This window comes from Arthrobacter sp. K410C, from assembly GCF_059090105.1.
In genome coordinates this window covers 108886-133471 of sequence record NZ_JBNHFJ010000008.1, presented here as the reverse complement: position 1 = coordinate 133471, position 24586 = coordinate 108886, and the positions used below count along the sequence as shown (strand labels likewise).

The window sequence follows — 24586 nt, the reverse complement described above, 5'->3', positions numbered from 1 at the left end:
CGGGAAGTGCGCATTGCCCGCATAATGGCGTACCGGGAATTTCCCGGCCGGGAATAACTGCGGGCCGGCCAGGGTTTCCGCTCTGTTCAGAACAATCGGGCAATAGAAGCCGTACAGGAGAACGCATCAATGGCAGTTGACTACGACGCTCCGCGGGTGACTCCGGAAGAAGAACCGAACGTCGCCCTGGAGGAGCTGAAGACTGAGAAGCCGGGACGGCGGGAGGCTGCCCCCGACGTTGACGAGTCGGACCTCGCGGACAGCTTTGAGCTCCCGGGCGCCGACCTGTCCAACGAGGAGCTGCTGATCCAGGTGGTCCCTGTGCAGCAGGACGAATTCACCTGCATGTCCTGCTTCCTTGTCCACCACCGCAGCCAGCTGGCACGGGAAAAGGACGGCAAGAAGTACTGCAAGGAGTGCGAGGGGTAAAAGGGGTCGGAGGCCGGCCAGGTTTGGGTTCAACCATCGGGGCCGGCCGTGGTCCTGCCAGCCGCCGACAGCAACGGGCTGGCCAGGACCTTGCGGTCCCGGTCAGCCCGCCGGCGAGCGGATCACTCTTCCTTTGAGTTCGGGTTAGCCCACTGCGGTGAGCTCGGCCGCCGTCGTTCCTGTCAGCCGGAGCCAGGTGTCCACCACGGTGTCCGGGTTCAGGGAGACAGAGCTGATGCCCTCCCCCACCAGCCACTCGGCAAAATCCGCGTGATCGCTGGGTCCTTGGCCGCAGATGCCCACGTACTTGCCGCGGGCGTTGCAGGCGCTGATGGCCATGCTGAGGAGCTTCTTGACGGCGGGGTCCCGCTCATCGAAGCCGCGGGACACGATCCCGGAGTCTCGGTCCAGGCCCAGGGTCAGCTGGGTCATGTCATTGGATCCGATGGAGAACCCGTCGAAGTAGTCCAGGAACTCGTCGGCGAGCAGGGCGTTGGACGGCAGCTCGCACATCATGATCACTTCCAGGCCGTTCTCGCCGCGCTTGAGCCCGTTTTCAGCGAGCAGCTCGATGACGCCGCTGGCCTCGTCCAGGGTCCGCACGAACGGGATCATGAGCTTGACGTTGGTCAGCCCCATCTCATTGCGGACGTAGGCCAGGGCCTCGCACTCCAGGTCGAAGCAGTCGCGGAATGACGGGTCCAGGTACCGGGAGGCGCCACGGAAACCGATCATCGGGTTCTCTTCGTGCGGCTCGTAGGCCGGGCCGCCGATGAGGTTGGCGTACTCGTTGGACTTGAAGTCGGACATGCGCACGATGACCGGCTCCGGGGCGAAGGCCGCGGCGATGATGGACACGCCCTCCGCCAGGCGCTTGATGTAGTAGTCGCGGGGGCTGCCGTACGCGGCGATCCGCTCGCTGATTTCGGCCTTGATGTCCGCCGGCTGCTCGTCCAGGTTCAGCAGCGCCTTGGGGTGGACGCCGATCTGGCGGTTGATGATGAACTCCAGCCGAGCCAGGCCCACACCCTGGTTGGGCAGCTGCGCGAACGTGAACGCCTGCTCCGGCGTGCCCACGTTCATCATGACCTTGACCGGGGCCTCCGGCAGTTCCGCAATCTCGGTTTCCTCGGCGGTGAAGTCGAGGATCCCCTCGTAGATCACGCCGGTTTCGCCGTCCGCACAGGACACGGTGACGGCCGGGACGTCGGCGAGGATTTCCGTGGCGTTCCCGGTGCCCACCACCGCAGGGATGCCCAGTTCGCGGGCGATGATGGCCGCGTGGCACGTGCGTCCGCCGCGGTTGGTCACGATCGCTGCGGCACGCTTCATGATCGGTTCCCAGTCGGGATCGGTCATGTCCGCCACCAGCACGTCGCCGGTCTTGAACCCGGCCATCTGCTCAATGCCGGTGAGGATGCGGACGTTGCCGGCGCCGATGCGCTGGCCGATGGCGCGTCCCTCGGCCAGCACGCGGCTGGTCCCGTTGAGGCGGAAGCGGCTGAGGCTGCCGGCGGCGCGGCGGGACTGCACGGTCTCCGGTCGGGCCTGCAAAATGTACAGCCCGCCGTCCACGCCGTCCTTGCCCCATTCGATGTCCATGGGGCGGCCGTAGTGCTTCTCGATGGCGACGGCATAACGGGCGAGCTGCTCCACGTCGTCGTCATTGAGGCTGAACCGGTTCCGCAGGGATTCCTCAACCGGCACGAAGTCCACCGTGCGGCCCACCTCGCGGCTGGTGGTGTAGGTCATCTGGAGGGCCTTTTCGCCCAGGCCCCGCTTCAGGATCGCGGGCCGGCCGGCTTCCAGCGCGGGCTTGAAGACGTAGAACTCGTCGGGGTTGACGGCGCCCTGGACCACAGCCTCACCGAGGCCGTAGGAGGACGTGACGAAGACGGCGTCGCGGAAGCCGGATTCCGTATCCATGGTGAACATGACGCCGGAGGCCCCGACGTCGGAGCGAACCATGCGCTGGATGCCGGCCGAGAGCGCCACATCGGCGTGCTCGAACTTGTGGTGGACGCGGTAGGCGATGGCCCTGTCGTTGTAGAGCGAGGCGAACACGTCCTTGATGGCCACCAGGATGTTCTCGATGCCGCGGACGTTCAGGAAAGTTTCCTGCTGGCCGGCAAAGGACGCGTCCGGAAGGTCCTCGGCGGTGGCGCTGGAACGGACGGCCCAGGACAGGTCGTCGGAGCCGCCGTGCTTGTCCACCAGCTGCTGGTAGAAGTCCCGGACCTGCGCTTCGAAACCGGGGAGGAAGGGCGTCTGGCGGATCAGCTTCCGGATGTCGTGGCCGGCCGCGGCCAGGGCGGTGACGTCGTCGGTGTCCAGCCCAACCAGCCGGTCGGCGATCGTCTGGTCCAGGCCGGAGTCCGCAAGGAAGGTGCGGTAGGCGTCCGCGGTGGTGGCAAACCCGTCCGGGACCTGGACCCCGGCTGAACTCAGGTTCTGGACCAGTTCCCCGAGGGAGGCGTTCTTTCCGCCCACCCGGTCGAGGTCCTTCAGTCCGAGCTCTGAGAACCAGAGGATGTCTTGTGTCATGTCGCTGCTCCTTCGCAGTTAATGGCAGTGGTGTACCCGTCGCCGTGTGGCTTTTGCTGCCTTATGGGCGCAAATCCTGTCCACCGTGACAGGTCTTGGCGGCTCTTTCCATATGATTTGCACCACATGGCGGGAGGCACGGCCCTTCCTAGTGCTTGAGGTTCATCCGTTGCAGGATGGTTGCCGCCATCTCCTCCACCGATACTGTGGCCGAATTCAGGAACGGAATCCTGTGCGCCATGTACAGTTGCTCGGCGCTGCGCAGTTCATAGCCGCACTGCCGCAGCGAAGCGTAGGGCGAGCCACTGCGCCGCTCGGTGCGGATCTGGCTCAGGCGCAACGGGTTGGAAGACAGGCCGAAACACTTCGACACAAACGGCCTTAGCGGCTTGGGCAGGCCTTCCCGTTCAAAGTCCTCGTCCACCAGCGGAAAGTTCGCGGCGAAGATACCGTGCTGCAGGGCCAGGTACATAGTGGTGGGGGTCTTGCCGCAGCGGGAGGGGGCAACAAGGATCACCTGGGCCTTTTCGAGGGCACGCAGGCTCTGCCCGTCGTCGTGTTCCATGGCATATTCGACGGCGGCCATCCGCGACTGGTAGCGGGCGGCATTGCCCAGTCCGTGCGCGCGCCCGGGTTCCCCGCTCGCCGGGGTGCCTAGGGCAGCCTCCAGTTGCGGGACGTGGGCTCCGATCAGGTCCACCACCGCGGCTTTGCACGTCTCCAGGATGGAGCGGATCTCGCTGCTGACCGCCGTCGAGAAAACGAGCGGCCGCAGGCCTGCGTCGGCAACGCTGTCAATGGTCGTCACCACGGCCTTCGCCTGCTCGGCCGTGGTGATAAAGGGGACGGTGATCCGGTCGAAGTTGCTGCCCGGAAACTGCGTCAGCAGGGTGTTCCCGAGCGTTTCCGCAGTGATGCCCGTGCTGTCCGAGAGGAAGTAGACGGGGCGTGGAGCGTCATTGGTCATGGACAGATTCTCCATCACGAGGGCGGCGGCCCCGTGCTCCGGGGTCAGGATGACGCGTTAGAAAAATTCACAAACCTGCAGCCATCCCCAACCCGTCCCGCTACGAAGTCCTGTCAGGAAAACCATCGCAAGTGCAGGAGGGACGATGGATGAGCTGGACCAGCAGGCCCTGACCGGCGCTGTGATCAAGAGGCACAGCCTGGACCTGGGCGAACTGTGGCTGGACTACGTGGCCCTGGGCGGCGAGGCCTCGGAACAGACGATCCGGGACTACGCTGCAGGCGCGGCGGCGCTCGCGGAGAAGGAACGGGACGCACTGTCCCAGGCTGTGAACGAGCACTGCGCCGGTGCGGGCCTTGAGGTGCGGGCGCCGTTCAGCGACTCGCCGCTGGAACAGTTGGATGCCAAGCCGCAGGATCCCTATTCATCGAAATAGGTGAAGGTGTCCGAACCCCCGGCCACGGACGAGATCACGCCGGAGGCAATCTCCCGCAACTTGATGTTCCGGGTGTTAGACGCCTCCCGCAGCACCTTGAACGCGGCCGCCTGGCCGCAGCGGTTCTGCGCCATGATGGCTCCGGTGGCAAGGTCTATGACTGTCCGTGTCTGCATCGCCGCGCTCAGGCCGTCCTTGGTGTCCTGGAGCCTTGCCATCCGCAAGGCAAGCCTCAGCCCCCTCGAGACCTGCGCAACAAAGGCCTCAGCAGATGCCGCGCTGCCAGAGCCCGGGTCCTCGGGCTGCGAGGAGTAGATGGTGAGGAGTCCATGGTCGTCACCGTCGAGGAGCAGCGGGATGCTGACGACAGAGAGGACGCCCTGCCTGCGGCCGGCGAGGACATATTCCGGCCAGCGGTCCTCCTGCCGCAGGTCCGGAACCACCACCGTTTGGGAAAGCCGCGCCGCCGTGGCACCGGGACTGTCGGCGTAAGCGCCTTCCAGCTGGTTCATTAGCCGGGCCAGGGAACTGCTGGCTGCCCTCGCCACCGGCTTCTTGGGGCGGGCCAGGGTGATGTTGCACGCAAGTTCGACGCCCGGCGCGCCAAGCCTCTGTGCCGCATACCCTGCCAGGTTTTCGAGCATTTGGGGTACAGGCTGGTTTCCCAGCATCAGGTCCTGCAGGCGCACTGCAACATCGGCGAAAAAGGTACAGTCATAAACGTCGCTGTTCATTGCACGGCTCCCTTCCGGACACAGTTAGGCCACAGCATCATGGCCGCCCACTGCCAGACGGTACGTTCCACCCTACCCGGGCGGACGCCGTAACGTGTCAATCATGAACTCGCCACCGGCCGCAGCGGCACCTCAGGCGGCACCGCCCTGGCGGTAAACGGCACGGCAATCCACCGCTTCCTTGGCGTTCCTTACGCGAAGACACCGGAGCGGTTCCGTCCCCGGGTTCCCGCTGTTTCCTGGCCAGGGGTGCTGGACTGCACACGGCTGGGCATGCCGGCGTCGGAAGGCCTCTTCCGCCGTGTCATCCTGCAGAGCGGCACCGCCGAACGGTTCCGCACCCCGGAGGACTCGGCCCGCATTGCCCGGGAGGACTCGGCGCGGCAGGGGTCAACGGGGCGGAATTTCGCCTATCTCTTCATGTGGCGGAGCCCGGCCATGGGCGGGAAAATCGGCGCCTGCCACGCACGGGATCCGCGCCAGGAGATCCGGCAGTTCTTCGCCGCGAACCAGGGTCAGCCGGCAGCCTGGGCGTTGAGGGTGTCCCGGATCCCGTTCAGTGCCGGATCGCGGAGCTGCATGAAGGCAGGGTTGAGCAGCGGCTGGATGATCTTGGCCGGGCCCTTGATGCTGAACTCGGCCGTGTACTGGACAATCGAGCCGGAACCGGACGGGCTCACGTCCACGGAGTCGAAGGCTGTGACGCTCTTGTTCTCGCCGCGGAGCTTGATGTGGTTGTCCGTCAGCTCGATGACCTCGTATTCCAGGGTCTGCCGCTTCCCGCGGAACTCGGACTCCGCGTGGTAGCGGTGGCCCACCGCCACCGGTCCCGGCGTCAGCTTGTCCATCACCGGAGTATTGGGGTCCCACTTGCTGGTGTTTTCGAACTCCTTCATGAAGGCAAAAGCCTTCTCGGCAGGCAGGTTGGTTTCCACGCTTCCGGTGACTGTGATCATCACCCCAGTCTAGGAAGGCACCCGCGGCAAGCACACCCTCAATGTGTGCTGGCTACGGACGCGGCAGGGGCACTGGCAGGTGGACGGCGGCCATCTTGTAGTGCAGTTTCCCGCCCAGTTCCCGGGGACTGATCCACACCTCGTAACCCTCGGCTGCCCTGACCTTGCCGGCGGATGCCGATGCCGGGTCGAAGGTGTAGCCGATCCACTCTTTGGCGAGCCGGCGCGCGAGCTCAACCACCATCCGCGAGCAACACGGACACGGCCGCCGCAAACCTCGTCTCCTAGCTCGCGCAGGCCTGGTGTACCAGCGTCTTTTTTGGCGCCGGCGGCTCCATACGCGCGAATACTCCACGTCCACTGGGGTACGTTGGCAGGAGCAGGGTGACCTGGAATGATGCCCAGGGACCACGGGAACAACCTGTAGGAGGAATCTATGCGGGAAGTCAGTGCCAGCGACGGTTTTCTTGAATCGGACACCATTGCCGGCGAGGATGAACAGGCAGTTCCGGCCGAGGCCGAACCGGCAGTAGAGCCGGAAATCACCTACGACGAACAGTTCTACCCTGCCAGGCCCAAGGCGCTTAGGCCGATTGCCCGCCGGAGGCAGTACCTGGCCACCCGGCCATCCTTCGAGTTCGACGGTCGCAACGCCGCCTACGTGGAGTGGCTGCGGAACCAGGCCATGCTTGGAGACGCCAACACCCTGGCCCGGCAGCTCTCCGGGCAGGCCAGCATGTGGCAGAACTCCTATGCGCACCCGAACCCGCGTGCCGCCGTCGAGCGTGCGCCGGTGTGGTTCACCGCCTATCCGCTGTCCTTTATCACGCGGCCCGGCGAATCTTTCCTCAGTGCCCTCGGCGACAAGAGCATGTGGGACGCCTTCAGCGAGATCGGTATCCGGGCCATCCACACCGGGCCGGTCAAGCTGGCCGGCGGCATCAGCGGCTGGACCCAGACGCCCAGCGTGGACGGCCACTTCGACCGCATCAGCATGGCCATTGATCCCGTCTTTGGGACGGAGGAGGAATTCCGCCGGATGTGCGAGGTGGCCTCGGACCACGGCGGCACGATCATTGACGACATCGTGCCGGGCCACACCGGCAAGGGCGCGGACTTCCGCCTCGCCGAAATGAACTTCCGGGACTACCCCGGGATCTACCACATGGTGGACATCCCCGAGGAGGACTGGCACCTGCTGCCGGACGTTCCCGACGGGCAGGACTCGGTCAACCTCAGCCCGGAATCCGAGCAGGCACTGCAGAAGGCCGGATACATCATCGGCCGGCTGCAGCGGGTGATCTTCTACGAGCCCGGGGTCAAGGAAACCAACTGGAGCGCCACCCGGCCGGTAGTGGACACCACGGGCAAGACCCGCCGCTGGGTCTACCTGCACTACTTCAAGGCCGGCCAGCCGTCCATCAACTGGCTGGACCCCACCTTCGCCGGGATGCGCCTGGTAGTCGGCGATGCCCTGCACTCGCTCCTTGACTTGGGCACCGGCGCGCTGCGGCTGGATGCCAACGGTTTCCTGGGCGTTGAAAAGAGCGCCGAGGAACAGCCCGGTTGGTCCGAGGGACACCCGCTGTCCGAGGCCGCCAACCAGCTCATTGGCTCCATGATCCGCAAGGTGGGCGGGTTCTCCTTCCAGGAGCTGAACCTGACCATCGACGACATCAAGGCAACATCCGAAGCCGGCCCTGACCTGTCCTACGACTTCATCACCAGGCCCGCGTACCACTACGCGCTGGTCACGGCAGATACCGAGCTGCTGCGGCTGACGCTCCGGCTGTCCATGGAGATCGGCGTGGACCAAGCGTCGCTGGTCCACGCGCTGCAGAACCATGACGAACTCACCTATGAGCTGATGCACTTCGCCTCGGGCCACCGGGACGAGATGTTCGAGCTTGCCGGCGAGGAGCTCACGGGCGCCGAGCTGGCCGAGAAAGTCCAGCAGACCATGCGCGAGCGCCTGACCGGGGAGAACGGCCCGTACAACGCGGTGTTCACCACCAACGGCATCGCCTGCACCACGGTGAGCTTCATCATGGCGGCGCTGGGGATCCGGGATCCGGAGGCGATCACGCCGGAGCAGGAGGCAAAGGTCCGGGACGCCCACATCCTGCTGGCGATGTACAACGCCCTGCAGCCCGGCGTCTTTGCGCTGTCCGGCTGGGACATTGCCGGGATCACCGCCCTTGACCGGGAGAGCGTTGCCGAGCTGACCGCGCAGGGAGATACCCGCTGGATCAACCGGGGCGCCCACGACATCATGGGCACCAGCCCGGACGCGAAGTCTTCGTCGTCGGGCATGCCGCGGGCACGCAGCCTGTACGGCGCGCTGCCGGAGCAGCTGCAGGACTCCAACTCGTTCGCCCGGCGGCTCCAGCGTGTCCTGACTGTCCGGGAGGAGCACGGCATCGCCACGGGCACACTTGTCGACGTCCCCGATGTGTCCCACCGCGGCCTGCTGGTCCAGGTCATCAGGCTGGGAAGCGGCGCGCTTGAGGTCACAGTGCTCAACTTCTCCGACCAGGACGTGGCCGGCAGCATCCAGTCAAGCCACCTGGTGCCCGGCTCCACGGTGCAGGACCTGTTCAGCGGCGAGGCCATCGGCCAGGTGGATGATCTGTGCAGCTTCTTCCTGGAAGTTCCGGCATTCCAGGGCACGGCGCTGCTGCTGACGGAAGCAGAGGCGGACGCGGCAGGCAATTAGCGCCGGCGCCGGCGCGCTTACAGGTCCCGCGGGAATCTGTTTGGGTTCCGGACCGTTAACTGACTGTACGGTAAGTTACCGCACGGTACTGAGGGATTTCATGAACGCGAAGTTTGAATCAGTTGAGGACGACGCCGGCAAAGTCACCCGTTACGTCCGGCGCGTCAACGGTGGCGGCCTGGTGGCTCCAGGCGCCACGGTTGGCGACAGCGCCCGCATCGGCTCCATGACCTATGTCGAGAACGGCGCACGGATCGGACACGGGTGCCGGATCGGGCACGGCAGCTGGATTGACCGTGACGCGACCATCGGCGACCGGACGGTGATCGGCGATGGCGTGCGCATCGGACGCGGCACGGTCATCGGAAACCGCGTGCACATTGGCAGCCACTCACGCATTGGATCCAGCGTGCTGATCGAGCACGGTGTCCACCTTGAAGCGGACGCCACCGTGGCGGACGGCGAGCAGGTGCTGATTGATGCCCGCACGCCGGCCGCAACTCGGGCAAAGCACCGGCCGCACCGCAGGAGCAAGGGCAGGATCGCCGCCTGATGCGCTAGCGAACGGCGGCCGGCTCTGACAGTGCCGGAACGGGGGTCAGCATCATGGTGGAGGTGTCGATCCGTTCATCGTTGTCCTGGTCCGCCGCCAGCTTTTCCGCCTCGTTATGGCTGGTAACCACGGGCACCGAGCCCAGGAGGGGGCGTGCTGCCGTCTCGCGCATCTTCAGCAGGGCAACCAGCGCCACTGCTGAAAAGAACATCACATAGAACGCCGGGGCGTACAGGTTGCCCGTAGTCTCAACCAGGATCTGGCTGACCAGGGGCGTGGTGCCGCCGAAGATGGATATGGAGAGGTTGTGGGTGACGCCCACTGAGCCGAACCTCGAGGCGGTGGGGAACAGCTCGGACATGACCGCGGCGGTCAGCGCCAGGAAAAAGGCGCACGGCAGCGCGACCAGGAACATGGCCAGGTAGATCGACCAAAGCGTCCCCAGTTGCATCAGCGCGAAGGCCGGGACCAGCAGAACGAGGTTGCCGATGGTCGCGATGGCATAGATGGGGCGCCGGCCGATGCGGTCGGACAAACGCGCCACAAGCGGAATCATGGCGGCCAGGAGGACCAGCACGACTACCGCGGCGATGGCGGTGTGCACGGCATCCGATCCGACCTGGGTTTCCAGGTAGGTAGGCATGTAGCTCGTGAGCATGTAGCCGGAGCTGCCGTCGGCGGCAATCAGGGCACAGCCGATAAGGATTTGCGGCCAGTAGTGCTTGATGATGTTTGGCAGGTTGTGCCGGACGAAAATGGGGTCGACGTCCTGGGTACCGGCTTTCACGTGGGCCACTTCGAAGCTCGGCGATTCGGGCAGGCGGCTACGGAGGGCGATCGCCACGATGCCCAGGGGCAGGGCGATCAGGAACGGGATCCTCCAGCCGCCGTCCAGCATGGCGGAACTGCCCCAGACGGACGTGGTGACGGCCGTGGTGACCGCCACCATGCTTGCGCCCGCCGCGAAGCCCAGCATGGATCCCGAGTTCAACAGCGAGGTCATGATGCCCCGGTCCTTGTCCGGGGAGAACTCGGCGATGTACGTGGCGGCACCGGAGTACTCGCCGCCGGTGGAGAACCCTTGGAGCATCTTCAGCAGGTAGAGGGGAATGATGACCCACAGGCCCACCTCGCCTGCAGTGGGCAGCAGCCCGATTCCGGTGGTGGCGACGGCCATGATGGCCATCGTGGCAAAGAGCACCTTGCGGCGGCCGATCCTGTCGCCGAGCGGGCCGAGGATCATTCCGCCGAGGGGACGGACGATGAACGAGACCGCGAAACCCAGCAGCGTGACAAGCAGCCCCATGCGCTCGTCCATACCCTCCGTGAAGACGGAGGTCATGGTTACTGCGAGATAGCCGTAGACGCCGATGTCATACCACTCGATGAAGTTACCAACGCCGGCACCTACCTGTGCCTTCCGCAGATCGCCCTTATCAACGACGATGCAGTCTTCCGCCCTCAGCCTGCGGGCAGTTTTTGGGCGCACGGAGCGCTGTTCTTTGGACTGTTCGAACATCTTCGTCCTGTCTATGTACCGGATGACGGATCGGCAGGAGTACCGGCGGTCACACCGGACTCCCCTAGGGGAGGTTGGTAAGTATTCTGCCAGAAAGGCAACGGCAGATCGGCCTCCCTGGCAGCCAGGATGTGATCTAAGCCTCCAATTTCCGCGTGGTTAGACCGCCTCAGGGCTGTTGCAATAGAAGCAACTCTTCGCGTAATAATCACCGTTTTCGCGGTTACCACGCCCTCGGTGCGCTCCAACCAACACTCCCGTCAGCATTCCGTACTACTTTTGACGGCCGTCCGTCCCTTGAGCGCGGCGGCGCCCCACACCGCCAGCAGCAGGGCCACCAGCAAGAGCCCGGCTTCACCCAGGTCGATTGACCCCAGCCAGCCGGTAACCGGGTGTTCCAGGGAGAAGGCCAATTCAAGGAAGCCGCCGAGCGTGATCACGGCGATGAACAGCGCCGAGAAAGCAGAGATGCCCGTGACCAGGGCATTGAAGCCCAGCTGCCGCCGGGGGTCGTCCAGAGCCGAGCGGTACATGCGCATCATGGCCATGCCGTTGAGGGAATCGCAGAGCGTCATGGCCGCAGCGAACGCCAGCGGCAGGGCAAGCAGGGTGAACGCCGGCACCCCGGCCAGCGATGCCGCCGTCGTCATCATCAGCAGCCCGATTGTGGTGGCGGTGTCGAAGCCGAGCCCGAACAGGAAACCTATCACGTAGATGTTCCGCGGCCGCCGCACCCGGGACAGCGGCTTGGCAAGGAGCCGCGCCACCAGACCCCGCGGTTCCAGGTCGCGGAGATCGACGGCGGCACCCGTGCGTGCCCGGCGGTAGGCCTCCGCGGACCGGGCAAACGCGGAGCCGTTGAACAGGCCCATCGCCAGCAGGAACAGGCCGGACACCCCGCTGCCCACCAGTCCGAGGACCAGGTTTCCGGTGGACCCGTCCGCCATGAATTCACCCACCACTGCCGCCCCCGCGATGACCAGCACGCCCGCCAGGGCCACCACCGAGCTGTGCCCCAGGCTGAAGGCGAACCCGACGCTGACAGGCTCCTGCCCCTGGGCCACGAACTTCCGCGTCGAGTTGTCGATGGCCGCGAGGTGGTCCCAGTCGTAGCTGTGCTTGACGCCGGCCAGGTAGGCGGTCAGGATCAGGCCCCAGGTGAGTGCCTGCGTCCCTGCCCCGCCGGCGTTTCCGGAGAGCAGGAGTACGACGGCGGCCGCGTGCAGGGCGGCCACGGCACCGAAGGTGAACAGTATCCGGGTCCGCAGCGGCAGCGTTTCCCGCTCCCGGTACAGCGCGGTGATGGTTGTCAGAGCCGTCATCAGTGTTTCCTCAGGTTGAGCGGTCCCTGCCCGTGCCAGCGTTCCCGCAGGAGGTTGGTGCAGCCAGCAAGCAGGCGGTTCAGTTCCCCGGTGCTGTTGGACAGGGCACGCAGCACCATGCCCGTGGTCCCAGAGACAGGGCGGGTGAGTGAGATCCCAGCCAGGGCGTCGTGTTTGCCTGTGAGCTCGTTCAGTTCGTCGGCAAGCGCCTGATCCACGCGGGCGTCCACCACCACCAGCGATCCCAGGTGGCTGTAGCCCTCCATGAATCCCAGGCCCGTCACGTCGCCCGCGGGCGGCCGGATCAGCAGGTTGTCCAGGACCAGCAGCTCGGCGCCGTCGTCCGTTTCGATCCGGATCTCGTTCCGCAGCCGGATTTCCTCGTACCGGAAGCCCGCCCCGTCCGGCGACCAGCCCGGCGTCACCACTTCCGCCATCACCAGCGACGACGACGGACGGACAGTCACGCAGGTCCGTTGCCGGTAGCTGGCCTCGCGGTAGGCGATGAGCTGGTCCGGCATCAGCTCCAGCCGCGCCCCGTCCCCAAGCCGCAGGTTCATCCGCTGCTCGGCAATGGACCCCGGAGTCCGGTACACCTTCGTCGCGGATTGCGTAGTCAAAAGGAGGTCTGCCCCATCCCCAACTTCAACATCAAGCAGGAAAAGATCAGCCCCAAGGTAAGCCCCGCCAGGATTCACCACGACATAGCAAACCTGCCCGGAATCATCCAGATAATGGGGCCGCAAAACCCTGAGAGCGCCTTCGTGGAACTGGCTGGAAGCGATGGACCTATCGCCGCGCACTGTGATGCCCAGCTCCAATCGCCCTCGAACTAGGCGATCAGCGGTCGCGGATGAAGGGGGCCGCGGCGTGGCGGCACTCGTGAGGGGCCCACGGGCGCGAGGGCCCCGATCCGAGCTTGCGAGGATTGGGAGCGCCAGGGGACGGGCACGGCCCCCTTCATCCGCGGGCGCCGCCCAAGGTGATTCGACGACGGAACTGCTGGACGTCATGCCAGGTCAAGCATCAGGACGTCGCGCCGGATCCAGTGGATGACCTTGCCGAGCCCTTCGTCGGTTTTGAGGTTGGTGAAGCAGAACGGTTTGTTGCCACGGAATTCGCGGGAATCCCGTTCCATGACGGACAGATCCGCGCCGACGTGGGGGGCGAGGTCGGTTTTGTTGATGATGAAGAGGTCGGACTTGATCATGCCCTGGCCGGCTTTGCGGGGGATTTTCTCGCCTTGGGCCACGTCGATGATGTAGATGGAGAAGTCGACGAGTTCGGGGCTGAAGGTGGCGGAGAGGTTGTCGCCGCCGGATTCGACGAAGATCACCTGCAGGTCGGGGTGCCGGGCCTTGAGTTCCTCGATGGCCGCGGTGTTCATCGAGGTGTCTTCGCGGATGGCGGTGTGCGGACAGCCGCCGGTTTCGACGCCGATGATGCGGTCTATGGGCAGGATGCCGTTGGCGGCGAGGATTTTGGCGTCCTCAATGGTGTAGATGTCGTTGGTGATGGCGGCCATGGAGATTTCGCCGCTCATGTGCCGGGTGAGCCGTTCCACGAGCTGGGTTTTGCCGGCGCCCACGGGCCCGCCGATGCCGATCTTGATGGGTTCAGTCATGGTGTCCTCCTTTGCATCCACAAGCACAGTCAGCTCATGAACATCCGGGCACGCTGGCGTTCGTGCCGCATTTGTGAAATTTCCAGTCCGGGGATGACGGCCCCGAAGTCGTCCGGCGCCAGGTGGGCGACCCGCTCGATGGCGGCAGCGACGTCGTCGTGCGCCTTCCGCAGCACCCGCTGCCCGGCGTTCTGGCCGAGCGGGATGGCGCGGACGGCGTTTTGCGTCAGGGACGTGGCGGTGGCGAAAAGGTAGGCGGCGAGCGCCTCCTGCTGCGGCACTCCCAGTGAACGTGCGACGACGGCGAACGCCAGTGGCTGGTGTCCGGCGGCCCTGCCAGTGGTCACCAGGTCCCTGTACAGTTCCAGCGCAGCGGAGGGGAACACCTCCCCGCCGATCTCCAGCAACCGGAGCCCCATTTTGGTGCTGGCCTCCCGGACCTGCCGCGGCAACAAAGACGCCGACAAAAGGGCATCAAGTTCCGGCACCTCCCACCCCTCATAGAGAAACCGGATGGCAAGCCCATCCGAATAAGTCAGCGGCTGCGCAATAAAGACGGACAACCACCGCCCAAAAGAAGCCTCATCAAAGACGAGCCCCCGATCGAGGTACGTTTCAAACCCAAAAGAGTGGGCAAAAGCCCCAACAGGAAGCGCAGAGTCAGTGAGCTGAGCGAGCGCCAGCTGATAGCCGCTCACGAAAGCCGCACCCAGGGTGAGGAACGCAAGCGACGCGAGGGATATGGGGCCGCGGCGTGGCGGGCCGCGCGGGGGGCCCACTGGCGCGAGGGCCCCGACCCGAGCTTGCGAGGGTTGGGAGCGCCTGGGGACGGGCACGGCCCCATATCCCTCGCGGCGTCCCGAGCCGGGGAAACGCGGGGAGACCTAGTGCGAGTGCTCGGCATGGCGGAAAGGTACGGGCATGACGCGTTCCTGCCGGGAGTAGGGCACTCCGGCGTGTTTGAGGTAGTCCTCGACGGTGTGGTCGTAGGCGCACACCATGACCTCGGCCTCATATTCCGAAGCCGAGTCAAAGAACTGTGCCTGCAGGTGCCGGTTGCCAAGCGAGTGGGCAACGACACCCATCTCGTGGATGGACCGCGGTGCGATGACCAGGACGTCGGTGGGCAGCACGGACACCACGATCATGTTTGAGTCTTCAACAAGCAGGATGTCGCCGTCGCGGAGGTCGCCGGAGCCGGTGGGAAGGCGGATGCCGATTTCCTTGCCGTGGTCCGTGGTGGCGCGCTGGATGCGCTTGACCAGCTGGGCGCTGGGCAGCACCACCTTCTCCCGGTGCAGGCCGGCATAGGCTGCGAGGTCCGTTTCGGGCAGCTCGTGCAGATTGCCGAGGACTTTGTCGATAATCACGTGATTCTCCGAAGGGCTAGAAGAGGAAGTAGCGCTGGGCCATGGGCAGGACGTTGGCGGGTTCACAGGTGACGTCCTCGCCGTCGACCCTTACCTGGTAGGTCTCCGGGTCAACCTGGATGTCCGGCGTCGCGTCGTTGTACTTCAGGTCGACCTTGGTGAGGGTGCGGGTCCCGGACACGGGACGGATGACCTTCTCCAGCCCCAGCTCCTCCGGCACCCCGGCGTCGATGGCCGCCTGTGAAAGGAACGTAATGGAGCATTGCTGCACCGCCTTCCCGTAGGCCCCGAACATGGGCCGCATGGTCCGCGGCTGCGGAGTGGGGATGGACGCGTTGGCGTCGCCCATCAGGGCATACGCGATCTGCCCGCCCTTGATAACCAGCTCCGGTTTAACGCCGAAGAATGCCGGGTCCCAGAGGACCAGGTCCGCGAACTTGCCCTCCTCAACGGAGCCCACCGCGTCTGCGATGCCCTGGGCGATTGCCGGATTGATGGTGTACTTGGCCACGTAGCGCTTGAGCCGGAAGTTGTCGCTGCCCGTGGAGCCGTGAGCGCCCGCAGCGTTGTCAGCCGTACCGTTTGGGTCTTCCAGCACACCGCGCTGCTTCTTCATCTTGTCCGCCACCTGCCAGGTGCGGGTGACCACCTCACCCACGCGTCCCATGGCCTGGGAATCGGAGGAAGTGATGGAGAAGATGCCCAGGTCCTGCAGGACGTCCTCGGCCGCGATGGTCTCGGCCCGGATGCGCGAATCGGCGAAGGCAACGTCCTCGGGAATGTCCGGATTGAGGTGGTGGCAGACCATCAGCATGTCCAAATGCTCTTCGATGGTGTTGCGCGTGTAGGGCAGCGTGGGGTTGGTGGACGCGGGCAGGACGTTGGGCATGCCGGCGATCTTGATGATGTCCGGTGCGTGGCCGCCGCCGGCACCTTCGGTGTGGAAGGTGTGGATGACGCGGCCGCCGATGGCCCGGATGGTGTCCTCCACAAAGCCGCACTCGTTGAGGGTGTCCGTGTGGATGGCCACCTGGACGTCGTACTCGTCCGCCACCTTCAGGGAGGTATCGATGGACGAATGCGTGGAACCCCAGTCCTCGTGGACTTTCAGCCCGATGGCACCGGCGCGGATCTGTTCGGCGAGGGGTTCGACGGCGGATGCGTGGCCCTTGCCGAGCAAGCCGATGTTCATGGGGAAGCCTTCGGCCGCCTGCAGCATCCGCTGGATGTGCCACTTCCCGGGGGTAACGGTGGTGGCCTTGGTTCCTTCGGCCGGGCCGGTTCCACCGCCGATCATGGTAGTCACGCCGCTGGTGAGTGCGGTGGCAACCTGGTCCGGGGAGATGAAGTGGATGTGGGTGTCCACTCCCCCGGCGGTGAGGATCTTGCGTTCCCCGGCGATGATCTCCGTACTGGCACCGATCACGATATCCACGCCGTCCGTGATCTGGGGGTTGCCGGCCTTGCCGATCTTGAAGATGTGGCCGTCTTTGAGCGCCACGTCCGCTTTGTAGATGCCGGTGTAGTCCAGGATCACGGCGTTGGTGATGACGGTGTCCGGAACGCCTTCATCGCGGACCGCCTGGCCGTTCTGGCCCATGCCGTCCCGGATCACCTTGCCGCCGCCGAACACCACCTCCTCGCCGTACACGGTGAGGTCCTTCTCGATCTCGAGGAACAGCTCCGTGTCCGCCAGGCGGATGGCGTCGCCCGCCGTCGGACCGTACAGGTCGGCGTACTGCCGGCGTGGCATCTCGAAGCTCACTGCTGGTCCCCTTCCGCTGCGGCACCCGGCCAGGCCGGGTTTCCAAGGTGCGTGCCGCCGTCGAGCTTTCCGTTGACCGCGTTGCTGAGCCCGTGCACTTCGCGGGTCCCGGCGAGTTCGATCAGCCGCACGCTGCGCGAGTCGCCGGGTTCAAACCGGGCCGCGGTTCCGGCCGGGATGTCCAGCCGGCGGCCGTAGGCTGCCTGCCGGTCAAAGGCCAGGGCGGGGTTTGCTTCGGCGAAGTGGAAGTGCGAGCCCACCTGGACCGGCCGGTCGCCGGTATTCGTCACCTCGACGTCGATAGCCTCGCGCCCCGCGTTGGCCGTCAGCGGCTCGGGCCGCAGGATGTACTCTCCGGGAATCATGTGGCGCCCCTAGCGGATCGGGTCGTGGACGGTAACGAGCTTGGTGCCGTCCGGAAACGTCGCCTCGATCTGGACGTCATGGATCATCTCGGGAACGCCTTCCATCACGTCGTCGCGGGTGAGAAGGGTGGTCCCGTAGCTCATGAGTTCAGCCACGCTGCGCCCGTCCCGTGCCCCCTCGATCAGCTCATAGCTGATGATGGCCACCGCCTCCGGGTAGTTCAGCTTGAGCCCCCGCGCCTGCCGCCGCCTGGCGAGGTCGGCCGCCACCACGATCAGAAGCTTTTCCTGCTCACGCGGCATCAGATGCATAGGGTTCCCTTCAACGGGCCGCTGGTGCGGCAGCGTGGGACCCACAGTAGGTTGCGGACGTTTCCGCCACGTTTCAGGTTTGTAATGCCTGGCTCTCACAAGCGCGTCGCCTTCGAAGGCCGCTGAATTCCGCCAGGTTGGCACCCCCTGCCCAACGGGGACGACGGCGGGCTGCCGGGACACGCCGTCGTCCGTCCCTAAAGGAGGGGAGACTCAGCGGTTCAGGCGGGCGAGGATCTCTTCGCTGGACTGGACCGGCTGGCGGTAGCTCGTGGAAAGGATCCGCAGCATGTCAGCGGCGTCCTGGTTGTCCTCGGAGGCGATCGCGTCCTTCGCATAGGTGACGCGGATGTTGTGGGCGAAGGCGTCTGCTCCCGTCTGGGCGATGCAGTTGTGGGTGGACACCCCGGCCAGCACCACCTCGTCGGCGCCCCAGTTGCGCAGCCGCGACAGCAAGTTGGTGCCCACGAAGGCGCTGTCCCGCGTTTTGTTCAGCTGCGGCAGCCCGTCTATTGCAAGCCCAGGAACAGCTTCCGCCTGCTTGCTGCCGCGGAAAATGAAGCCCTGGTCGTCGTCGAGCATATTGAGCGTCCAGGTGGACTTATCCCGCTCGTGCTCCGTGCCCACCAGCAGTGCCTTGTGGCCGCTCGCCTCGAAAGCCTCCAACAACGTGTTGCACGAAGCGACCAGCCGCTCCTGCTGCGCGCCCAGTTCCGGCGCCTCAAAGAACGCGTTCTGCATATCGATGACAAGAAGTGCAATCATGCGGCGCCTTTCCCTCGTTGGACTCTGCCGGGAAAGTACCCCGTGATCGACGGACGAAACCTAGGGTGCGGATTGGCGGACCTGCAGGCGGAATTCGGCTTCCACGTGCACGCCTTCACCAGTTGTTTCCCGCCCCTCGATCCGATCGACCAGCAGGCCGATCGAGCGCTCTGCGATCTCCTCCATTCCCGGCGAGACCGTGGTCAGGGAAGGTGAGGCAAACCGGGCCTCGTCGATATCGTCGAAGCCTGCCACGGCCACCTCCTGGGGAACCCGGACGCCGCGGATCAGGAGCTCGTGCATGGCGCCCAGGGCCATGACATCGTTCAGGCCGAAAACGGCGTCAAACTCCACACCCTTGTCCAGGAGACCGGCCACGGCGCCGGCCCCGCTGTCCCGCCGCCACTCGCACTGGGCAACCAACGCGGGATCGAACGGAACCCCCGCCTGGCCAAGCGCCTTCCGGTAGCCGTTGAGCCGCAGCCCTGCACTGCCAGCGGATTCACCGGGGTGGGCACCGAGCACGGCAACGCGACGGCGGCCGCCCGACAGCAGGTGGGCGGTCAGGGCAGCAGCGGCTTCCTCATTTTTCATGGTCACCAGGTCGAAGCGGGGATCCAGGATGTGTTCGCCCAGCAACACCATCGGCTTCTTGCCCAGGCCGGCGGCGATGGCATCGGCGTCGACCTTCAGCGGCGTGAACAGCAGCCCGTCGGTGAGCTGCCGGAAAGGGCCCTGGAGGGCGTTCAGTTCCACGTCCCCCACAGCGTCCGACTGTTCCACCAGCACCCGGTAGCCCCGCCGGGACGCAGCCTTCATCAACCGGGAAGCAAGCTCCGCATAATAGGGTGCCGAAAGATCGGACAGGACAAGGCCCAGCATTTTGGTTTTCCCTGACCGCAGGCTCCGCGCTGTCAGGTTCGCCTCATAGCCCAGTTCCGCGATGGCGTCCTGGACGCGCTGCTTGGTGGCAGGACGAATGAACTCGTAGTCATTCAGCACGTTGGAAACAGTCTTGAGCGACACCCCCGCCGCCCGCGCAACGTCGTTCATGGTGACCGCCATCATGGCTCCTTTATGTGGTTCCGCAAGTATCTGACATACATCGTTGCAGAAGTTTGGGGCTGCGCAGGACCCATGGAACACCAAAAGCTGGTGCGGCGACACATTGTGAACGTATCGCCGCACCAGCTATGGTCCGCTTGGACAAGGCACCTCGGGCCCTCAACGTCCCCGGGAAAGAGCCAATGCTCCCGGCTTCACTGGCCGCGGGCAGTCCCCACAGGCTCGACCGGCTCGGTGACTGCCGTCTTCTGCTCGGTGGCTGGCGGTGTTCTCCGGAGCTTGAACCGGCTGGAGATGGCAGGTCCTCCCCCGACGCGATTCTTATTGAAGATGTCAAAGGCAACGGCCACCAGGAGGACCAGTCCCTTGATCAGCTGTTGGTAGTCGGTTCCAAGGCCGAGGATCGACATCCCGTTGTTCAGCACGCCCATGATCAGTCCGCCGATCATGGCTCCGGCGACCGTGCCCACGCCGCCCTGCACAGCAGCACCGCCAATAAAGGCCGCTGCAATGGAGTCCAGCTCGAAGCCTGTACCGCCTGCAGGCTGGGCAGAGTTTAGGCGGGCGGTGAAGACCAGGCCTGCAAGGGCTGCCAGGACACCCATGTTGACAAAGAGCCGGAAAGTGACGGCTTTGGTCTTGATACCTGAAAGTTCTGCCGCGTGGAGGTTGCCGCCGATTGCGTAGATGTGCCGGCCAAAGATGCTGTTATTCATGAGCGCCGAGTAGATGATGACCAAAGCTGCCAGCACGATCAGGACGATCGGAGTGCCGCGGTAGCTCGCCAGCAGGAACGTGATGATGAGCATGAGCAGCGCGATGAAGGCGGTTTTAATGGCGAACCACGCCATGGGCTCGTTTTCAAGATCGAATTTTCGGCGGACGCGGCGCTCCTTGAGGGCTTGGAACACGATGGCCGCCGTGCCGCCCACCCCCAGGATAACGGTGAGTATTTCGACTACCGAGTTGCCTCCCGTGATGTCCGGCAGGAAGCCCCCGCCCAACGCGCGCAGCTCCTCGGGAAAAGGTGTGATCTGCTGGTTTTTCAGCGTGATCAAGGTCAGGCCGCGGAAGATCAGCATTCCGGCAAGGGTGACTATGAAGGCAGGGATGCCCACATAGGCAATCCAATACCCCTGCCAGGCACCCACTAACGCCCCCACCAGCAGGCAGGCGGGAATGGCGATCCACCAGGCCCAGCCCCAGTGAACTATCATCACCCCCGACACCGCACCAATGAAGCCGGCGATGGACCCGACAGAGAGGTCGATATGGCCGGCGATGATCACCATCACCATGCCAATGGCCAGAATCAGGATGTAGCTGTTCTGGACGACAAGGTTTGTCACGTTTTGCGGCTGGAGCAGGATGCCGTCGGTGAGTATTTGGAAGAGCAGGACGATCAGGATCAGGGCGACAAAGATGCCGACCTGGCGGAGGCGGCTCGTCAGGAAGCCGAGTGATTCTCGTAAGGCGGACATGGTCGCTATTCCTTTTCTTGGGTCATGTAATGCATTAGCGTCTCCTGGGACGCCTCGGCAATGGGGATCTCACCGGTGACGCGGCCCGCCGACATGGTGTAGATCCTGTCGCAAATGCCCAGGAGCTCAGGGAGTTCGGAGGAGATGACGATGACGGCTTTCCCCTCGGCAGCAAGGTTCGCGATGATCGTGTAGATCTCGAATTTCGCGCCAACGTCAATACCCCGGGTCGGTTCATCAAGGATCAGGACATCGGGGTCCGAAAACATCCATTTGCTGAGGACGACCTTCTGCTGGTTTCCTCCCGAAAGCTTCCCGGTAACTGCGGCAACCGTGGGAGCCTTGATGTTCATGCTCGTTCGGTAGCGGTTGGCCACAGCCGTTTCTTCGTTCTTGTCCACCCAGCCCCTGTTGGCGAGTTTGCCCAGGCTCGCCATGGAGATGTTGCGCTTGATGTCCTCAATGAGGTTCAGCCCGTAGTGCTTGCGGTCCTCCGTGGCATAAGCAAGCCCCTGGCGGATGGCCTCGGAAACCGTGGAGGTATTGATCTCCTTGCCGTACTTGAGCACCCTCCCCGAGACGGCCCGGCCGTAGGTACGCCCGAAGACGCTCATGGCCAGTTCCGTGCGGCCGGCTCCCATGAGCCCGGCCAAACCAACCACCTCGCCTTTCCGCACGTGCAGGCTCGCGTTCTGGACTACCGTGCGCGTATGGTCCTGGGGGTGTTGCACGGACCAGTCCTCTATGCGCAGGACCTCCTCACCAATGACCGGAGTCCGCTCCGGGTAGAGGCTTTCCAGGTCCCGGCCGACCATTCCGCGGATGATCCTTTCCTGGGTTATCTCCCCTTCGTTCAGGCGCAGCGTCTCGATCGTCTTGCCGTCCCGGATGATCGTGACGGCGTCGGCCACCTTCCGGATTTCGTTGAGTTTGTGGCTGATGATGATGCTGGTGACACCTTGGCCCTTCAGGTGCAGGATCAAATCCAGCAGATGATTGGAGTCCTCGTCGTTCAACGCAGCCGTGGGCTCGTCGAGGATGAGCAGCTTGACTTCCTTGGAGAGTGCTTTGGCGATCTCGACGAGTTGCTGCTTTCCAACACTGATGTGCTGGATGGGGGTAACGGGGTTTTCATTCAAGCCGACGCGGGCCAGCAGCTTGGCCGCCTCCAGGTTCGTCTTGCGCCAGTCCACCCAACCCCGCGTCGACAGTTCGTTCCCCAGGAAAATATTCTCGGCGATCGACAGGTAGGGGCTGAGGGCGAGTTCCTGATGGATGATGACAATGCCGCGTTTCTCACTGTCGCTGATGCTCGCAAAGTCACAGGGCTCGTTCTCGAACAGTATGTCCCCCTCGAACGTGTTATGCGGGTAAACCCCGGACAACACCTTCATCAAAGTGGACTTACCTGCGCCGTTTTCGCCGCAGATGGCATGCACCTCACCGCGGTTCACGTCCAGGGTCACGTCCTGGAGGGCCTTCACGCCGGGGAACGTCTTGGTGATTCCCCGCATTTGCAGAATGGGTACGTTCATGGTCATTTCCCGCTGACTGGCGGAAGCCTGGCTCCTGCATGCAGGGGCTGCGAGGCTGCGGCCGGGAAAGCCCGGCCGCAACCTCACCGGCTCCTACTTGACGTCAGCTTCTGTGTAGTAGCCGGAGTCGATCAGTTCCTGCTTGTAGTTGTCCTTGGTGATGATCACGGACTCCAGCAGGTAGGCCGGAACAACCTTGACTTTGTTGTCGTAGGTGGTGGTGTCGTTGGTTTCCGGTTCCTCGTTCTTGAGGACGGCGTCCACCATCTTGACGGCCTGCTTGCCAAGCTCCCGGGTGTCCTTGAAGATCGTCGAGTACTGTTCCTCGGCGGTAATGGACTTGACTGACCCCTTCTCCGCATCCTGGCCGGTCACGACCGGAAGGTTCCCTCCGGAATACCCACCGGTGCTCGTGAGAGCAGAGATGATGCCGATGGAAAGCCCGTCGTACGGGGACAGGACGCCGTCGAGCTTCTGCCCTGAGCTGTAGGCCGCAGTGAGGATGTCCTCCATCCGCTTCTGGGCCACAGGGGCCTGCCAGCGCAGGATGGCGGCCTGCTCGAATTTGGTCTGGCCGCTGGGAACCTTGAGCGTTCCTGCGTCAAGGAACGGCTTCAGGGTGTCCATGGCGCCAGTCCAGAAGAAGTTGGCGTTGTTGTCGTCAGGGCTTCCCGCAAACAGTTCGACGTTGAAGGGGCCAACGCCGTCCACCTTCTTGCCCTGGCCATCAAGGAGCCCGAGGCCGGTCAAAAGCGAAGTGGCCTGCTGAACGCCTACAGTGTAGTTGTCGAAGGTCGTGTAGTAGTCGACGTTCGGCGTGCCGTTGATCAGCCGGTCATAGGCGATCACTTTGACATTCTGCTCTTTGGCTTTGGCGAGGACGTCGGTCAGGGTGGTGCCGTCGATAGCGGCGATGATCAAGGCCTTGGCGCCCTTGGTCAGCATGTTCTCAATCTGCGACACCTGGGTCGGGATGTCGTCGTTGGCGAATTGAAGGTCGGTTTTGTAGCCGAGCTCCTTCAGCGACTTCTCCACGTTGTTCCCGTCGGCTATCCACCGCTCGGACGTCTGGGTCGGCATGGAGATGCCGACGAGTGATTCGCTGGGATTGGCCGTGCCGCCGGTTTCGGCCGCCCCTCCGCGGGTCCCACAGCCGGTGGCGCCCACCGTTAGTGCCAGGGCGACGGCTATGGCGCCCACGAGTTTCCTAAATTTCACGCTATTCTCCTCCCGCGGCTACTTCAGCCACGCATCTGTGCTGGAGCGGAAGGCATCGATGCCTCCCGCCGAGCCGGGACTTTTGCAGCGTTCCCGGGGTGCTCCAAGCAGGGCCTGGCGCCGTCGAATCCGAACACAGGAGGCCCGGTAGCTTCGACCCTGTTAGCGCTAACAGAGCATGAGCTTAACCCGGCCAAGTCTATGGATCAAGTCACAATTGTGCTACGGCCCGCGAACCGGCCCCCGGAATGCGGTCAGGCCTTTGCGGCCTTCGCCGCAGCCTTGGCAGCCTGCTTGCTGGCACGCACCTTGACGAGCGACTCGGGATCCACGATGTCCGCGACGGACAGGAAGGCACCCTCCTCGCCGTAGTGGCCTGCCGCTTCCCGCCAGCCGGGCGCCTGGAGGCCGCGCTGCTTGCCGAGCAGGGCAAGGAAAATTTTGGCTTTCTGGTCACCAAAGCCGGGCAGCGCCTTCAGCCTGCGCAGCACCTCAGCACCGTCCGGATTGCCCTGGGTCCAGATCGCGGCGGCGTCACCACCCCAGTTGGTCTGGACCGCCTCGGCCAGTGCCTGGACCCGGGCAGCCATGGAACCCGGGAACCGGTGGACCGCCGGCCGCTCCTTGAACATCTCCACGAACGCCTGCGGATCATGCGCCGCGACGGCCTCCGGCTTCAGGGATCCGATCCGGGTCCTGATCTTTTCCGGCCCGGCGAACGCCGATTCCATGGTCACCTGCTGGTCCAGCAGCATTCCGGTCAAGAGCGCAAAGTCATCCTCGCTCAACAACTTATCGGCGGCGGGATCACCCGTGATGTGCAGTTCCATGCCGTCCATCCTCCCAGAGGTTGCCGCCCAGGCCAGCGGGGCGCTTAATTGTTGCAATCCGCGCCCCGCTGAAACACCCA

At 64.4% G+C, this 24586-nt stretch carries 23 protein-coding genes and 1 pseudogene; 4 read left to right on the top strand and 20 right to left on the bottom strand.

Annotated elements, in window-relative coordinates:
* Nucleotides 1-129 precede the first annotated feature (129 nt).
* Entirely contained in the window at nt 130-429 is a 300-nt protein-coding gene (locus tag AC5RU7_RS13300) for a DUF4193 domain-containing protein (RefSeq protein ID WP_494011781.1), read from the top strand.
* 144 nt (nt 430-573) lie between these two features.
* Here AC5RU7_RS13300 and ppsA read toward each other — a convergent pair whose 3' ends face one another.
* Nucleotides 574-2973: a phosphoenolpyruvate synthase gene (ppsA, locus tag AC5RU7_RS13295; RefSeq protein WP_494052620.1), complete on the bottom strand. Its 2400-nt coding sequence runs from the start codon at nt 2971-2973 to the stop codon at nt 574-576.
* Between the two features lie 148 nt (nt 2974-3121).
* Nucleotides 3122-3940 carry a pyruvate, water dikinase regulatory protein gene (locus tag AC5RU7_RS13290; RefSeq protein WP_494011783.1) on the bottom strand — a complete coding sequence of 273 codons (819 nt, stop codon included), beginning with the start codon at nt 3938-3940 and terminating at the stop codon, nt 3122-3124.
* A gap of 145 nt (nt 3941-4085) precedes the next feature.
* Between AC5RU7_RS13290 and AC5RU7_RS13285 the strand changes: the two genes are divergently transcribed.
* A complete protein-coding gene (locus AC5RU7_RS13285) occupies nt 4086-4376 on the top strand; it encodes a hypothetical protein (protein WP_494052619.1) in 291 nt (96 codons plus the stop codon).
* On the opposite strand, the gene AC5RU7_RS13280 is transcribed toward AC5RU7_RS13285, so the two are convergent.
* The 3 genes and pseudogenes from AC5RU7_RS13280 to AC5RU7_RS13270 form a co-directional block, all read right to left on the bottom strand.
* A complete protein-coding gene (locus AC5RU7_RS13280) occupies nt 4361-5110 on the bottom strand; it encodes an ANTAR domain-containing protein (protein ID WP_494052618.1) in 750 nt (249 codons plus the stop codon). The genes AC5RU7_RS13285 and AC5RU7_RS13280 overlap by 16 nt on opposite strands.
* 515 nt (nt 5111-5625) lie before the next feature.
* Nucleotides 5626-6066 (bottom strand): SRPBCC family protein, encoded by a 441-nt coding sequence (locus tag AC5RU7_RS13275; RefSeq protein WP_494052617.1) that lies wholly within the window; start codon nt 6064-6066, stop codon nt 5626-5628.
* A 52-nt stretch (nt 6067-6118) separates the two neighbouring features.
* Nucleotides 6119-6304: pseudogene (locus AC5RU7_RS13270) on the bottom strand (hypothetical protein); the annotation flags it as partial.
* A gap of 198 nt (nt 6305-6502) precedes the next feature.
* Between AC5RU7_RS13270 and treS the strand changes: the two are divergent.
* Together treS and AC5RU7_RS13260 are read left to right on the top strand one after the other, a co-directional pair.
* Nucleotides 6503-8782: a maltose alpha-D-glucosyltransferase gene (gene treS / locus AC5RU7_RS13265; RefSeq protein ID WP_494052616.1), complete on the top strand. Its 2280-nt coding sequence runs from the start codon at nt 6503-6505 to the stop codon at nt 8780-8782.
* Between the two features lie 100 nt (nt 8783-8882).
* The gene (locus AC5RU7_RS13260; protein ID WP_494052615.1) at nt 8883-9335 is read left to right on the top strand and encodes a DapH/DapD/GlmU-related protein; all 453 of its coding nucleotides are present in this window, start codon (nt 8883-8885) and stop codon (nt 9333-9335) included.
* A gap of 4 nt (nt 9336-9339) precedes the next feature.
* Here AC5RU7_RS13260 and AC5RU7_RS13255 read toward each other — a convergent pair whose 3' ends face one another.
* The 15 genes from AC5RU7_RS13255 to AC5RU7_RS13185 all read right to left on the bottom strand — a co-directional run bounded on the left by AC5RU7_RS13255 (nt 9340) and on the right by AC5RU7_RS13185 (nt 24515).
* A complete protein-coding gene (locus AC5RU7_RS13255) occupies nt 9340-10854 on the bottom strand; it encodes an MFS transporter (protein WP_494052614.1) in 1515 nt (504 codons plus the stop codon).
* A gap of 260 nt (nt 10855-11114) precedes the next feature.
* Entirely contained in the window at nt 11115-12176 is a 1062-nt protein-coding gene (locus AC5RU7_RS13250) for a HoxN/HupN/NixA family nickel/cobalt transporter (RefSeq protein WP_494052613.1), read from the bottom strand.
* Nucleotides 12176-13189 carry an urease accessory protein UreD gene (locus AC5RU7_RS13245; RefSeq protein WP_494052612.1) on the bottom strand — a complete coding sequence of 338 codons (1014 nt, stop codon included), beginning with the start codon at nt 13187-13189 and terminating at the stop codon, nt 12176-12178. The genes AC5RU7_RS13250 and AC5RU7_RS13245 overlap by 1 nt, the downstream gene beginning before the upstream one ends.
* Nucleotides 13186-13800 (bottom strand): urease accessory protein UreG, encoded by a 615-nt coding sequence (gene ureG / locus AC5RU7_RS13240; protein WP_494052611.1) that lies wholly within the window; start codon nt 13798-13800, stop codon nt 13186-13188. The genes AC5RU7_RS13245 and ureG overlap by 4 nt, the downstream gene beginning before the upstream one ends.
* A 29-nt stretch (nt 13801-13829) precedes the next feature.
* Nucleotides 13830-14498 carry an urease accessory protein UreF gene (locus AC5RU7_RS13235; RefSeq protein WP_494052610.1) on the bottom strand — a complete coding sequence of 223 codons (669 nt, stop codon included), beginning with the start codon at nt 14496-14498 and terminating at the stop codon, nt 13830-13832.
* Nucleotides 14499-14684: 186 nt separating this feature from the next.
* Entirely contained in the window at nt 14685-15170 is a 486-nt protein-coding gene (gene ureE, locus AC5RU7_RS13230; protein ID WP_494011801.1) for an urease accessory protein UreE, read from the bottom strand.
* A 16-nt stretch (nt 15171-15186) separates the two neighbouring features.
* Nucleotides 15187-16935 carry an urease subunit alpha gene (gene ureC / locus AC5RU7_RS13225; protein WP_494052609.1) on the bottom strand — a complete coding sequence of 583 codons (1749 nt, stop codon included), beginning with the start codon at nt 16933-16935 and terminating at the stop codon, nt 15187-15189.
* Nucleotides 16932-17300 (bottom strand): urease subunit beta, encoded by a 369-nt coding sequence (locus AC5RU7_RS13220; protein WP_494052608.1) that lies wholly within the window; start codon nt 17298-17300, stop codon nt 16932-16934. Before AC5RU7_RS13220 ends, ureC begins: the two co-directional genes overlap by 4 nt.
* 9 nt (nt 17301-17309) lie before the next feature.
* Nucleotides 17310-17612 carry an urease subunit gamma gene (locus tag AC5RU7_RS13215; RefSeq protein WP_494052607.1) on the bottom strand — a complete coding sequence of 101 codons (303 nt, stop codon included), beginning with the start codon at nt 17610-17612 and terminating at the stop codon, nt 17310-17312.
* Nucleotides 17613-17825: 213 nt separating this feature from the next.
* Complete coding sequence (locus AC5RU7_RS13210; RefSeq protein ID WP_494011805.1) at nt 17826-18377, bottom strand: cysteine hydrolase family protein; 552 nt, start codon at nt 18375-18377, stop codon at nt 17826-17828.
* 60 nt (nt 18378-18437) lie between these two features.
* Nucleotides 18438-19442, bottom strand: a complete 1005-nt coding sequence (locus tag AC5RU7_RS13205; protein ID WP_494052606.1) for a LacI family DNA-binding transcriptional regulator — start codon at nt 19440-19442, stop codon at nt 18438-18440.
* A gap of 194 nt (nt 19443-19636) precedes the next feature.
* Complete coding sequence (mmsB, locus tag AC5RU7_RS13200; protein WP_494011806.1) at nt 19637-20923, bottom strand: multiple monosaccharide ABC transporter permease; 1287 nt, start codon at nt 20921-20923, stop codon at nt 19637-19639.
* A gap of 5 nt (nt 20924-20928) precedes the next feature.
* The gene (gene mmsA / locus AC5RU7_RS13195) at nt 20929-22458 is read right to left on the bottom strand and encodes a multiple monosaccharide ABC transporter ATP-binding protein (protein ID WP_494052605.1); all 1530 of its coding nucleotides are present in this window, start codon (nt 22456-22458) and stop codon (nt 20929-20931) included.
* Between the two features lie 93 nt (nt 22459-22551).
* A complete protein-coding gene (chvE, locus tag AC5RU7_RS13190) occupies nt 22552-23676 on the bottom strand; it encodes a multiple monosaccharide ABC transporter substrate-binding protein (protein ID WP_494052604.1) in 1125 nt (374 codons plus the stop codon).
* Between the two features lie 254 nt (nt 23677-23930).
* Nucleotides 23931-24515: an HhH-GPD-type base excision DNA repair protein gene (locus AC5RU7_RS13185; protein ID WP_494052603.1), complete on the bottom strand. Its 585-nt coding sequence runs from the start codon at nt 24513-24515 to the stop codon at nt 23931-23933.
* Nucleotides 24516-24586 lie beyond the last annotated feature (71 nt).

Excerpts from the sequence above, each read along its gene's own strand:
- AC5RU7_RS13300 (WP_494011781.1), top strand. The coding sequence starts at position 130 with ATGGCAGTTGACTACGACGCTCCGCGGGTGACTCCGGAAGAAGAACCG.
- ppsA (WP_494052620.1), bottom strand. The coding sequence starts at position 2,973 with ATGACACAAGACATCCTCTGGTTCTCAGAGCTCGGACTGAAGGACCTC.
- AC5RU7_RS13290 (WP_494011783.1), bottom strand. The coding sequence starts at position 3,940 with ATGACCAATGACGCTCCACGCCCCGTCTACTTCCTCTCGGACAGCACG.
- AC5RU7_RS13285 (WP_494052619.1), top strand. The coding sequence starts at position 4,086 with ATGGATGAGCTGGACCAGCAGGCCCTGACCGGCGCTGTGATCAAGAGG.
- AC5RU7_RS13280 (WP_494052618.1), bottom strand. The coding sequence starts at position 5,110 with ATGAACAGCGACGTTTATGACTGTACCTTTTTCGCCGATGTTGCAGTG.
- AC5RU7_RS13275 (WP_494052617.1), bottom strand. The coding sequence starts at position 6,066 with ATGATCACAGTCACCGGAAGCGTGGAAACCAACCTGCCTGCCGAGAAG.
- treS (WP_494052616.1), top strand. The coding sequence starts at position 6,503 with ATGCGGGAAGTCAGTGCCAGCGACGGTTTTCTTGAATCGGACACCATT.
- AC5RU7_RS13260 (WP_494052615.1), top strand. The coding sequence starts at position 8,883 with ATGAACGCGAAGTTTGAATCAGTTGAGGACGACGCCGGCAAAGTCACC.
- AC5RU7_RS13255 (WP_494052614.1), bottom strand. The coding sequence starts at position 10,854 with ATGTTCGAACAGTCCAAAGAACAGCGCTCCGTGCGCCCAAAAACTGCC.
- AC5RU7_RS13250 (WP_494052613.1), bottom strand. The coding sequence starts at position 12,176 with ATGACGGCTCTGACAACCATCACCGCGCTGTACCGGGAGCGGGAAACG.
- AC5RU7_RS13245 (WP_494052612.1), bottom strand. The coding sequence starts at position 13,189 with ATGACGTCCAGCAGTTCCGTCGTCGAATCACCTTGGGCGGCGCCCGCG.
- ureG (WP_494052611.1), bottom strand. The coding sequence starts at position 13,800 with ATGACTGAACCCATCAAGATCGGCATCGGCGGGCCCGTGGGCGCCGGC.
- AC5RU7_RS13220 (WP_494052608.1), bottom strand. The coding sequence starts at position 17,300 with ATGATTCCCGGAGAGTACATCCTGCGGCCCGAGCCGCTGACGGCCAAC.
- AC5RU7_RS13215 (WP_494052607.1), bottom strand. The coding sequence starts at position 17,612 with ATGCATCTGATGCCGCGTGAGCAGGAAAAGCTTCTGATCGTGGTGGCG.
- AC5RU7_RS13210 (WP_494011805.1), bottom strand. The coding sequence starts at position 18,377 with ATGATTGCACTTCTTGTCATCGATATGCAGAACGCGTTCTTTGAGGCG.
- AC5RU7_RS13205 (WP_494052606.1), bottom strand. The coding sequence starts at position 19,442 with ATGGCGGTCACCATGAACGACGTTGCGCGGGCGGCGGGGGTGTCGCTC.
- mmsB (WP_494011806.1), bottom strand. The coding sequence starts at position 20,923 with ATGTCCGCCTTACGAGAATCACTCGGCTTCCTGACGAGCCGCCTCCGC.
- mmsA (WP_494052605.1), bottom strand. The coding sequence starts at position 22,458 with ATGAACGTACCCATTCTGCAAATGCGGGGAATCACCAAGACGTTCCCC.
- AC5RU7_RS13185 (WP_494052603.1), bottom strand. The coding sequence starts at position 24,515 with ATGGACGGCATGGAACTGCACATCACGGGTGATCCCGCCGCCGATAAG.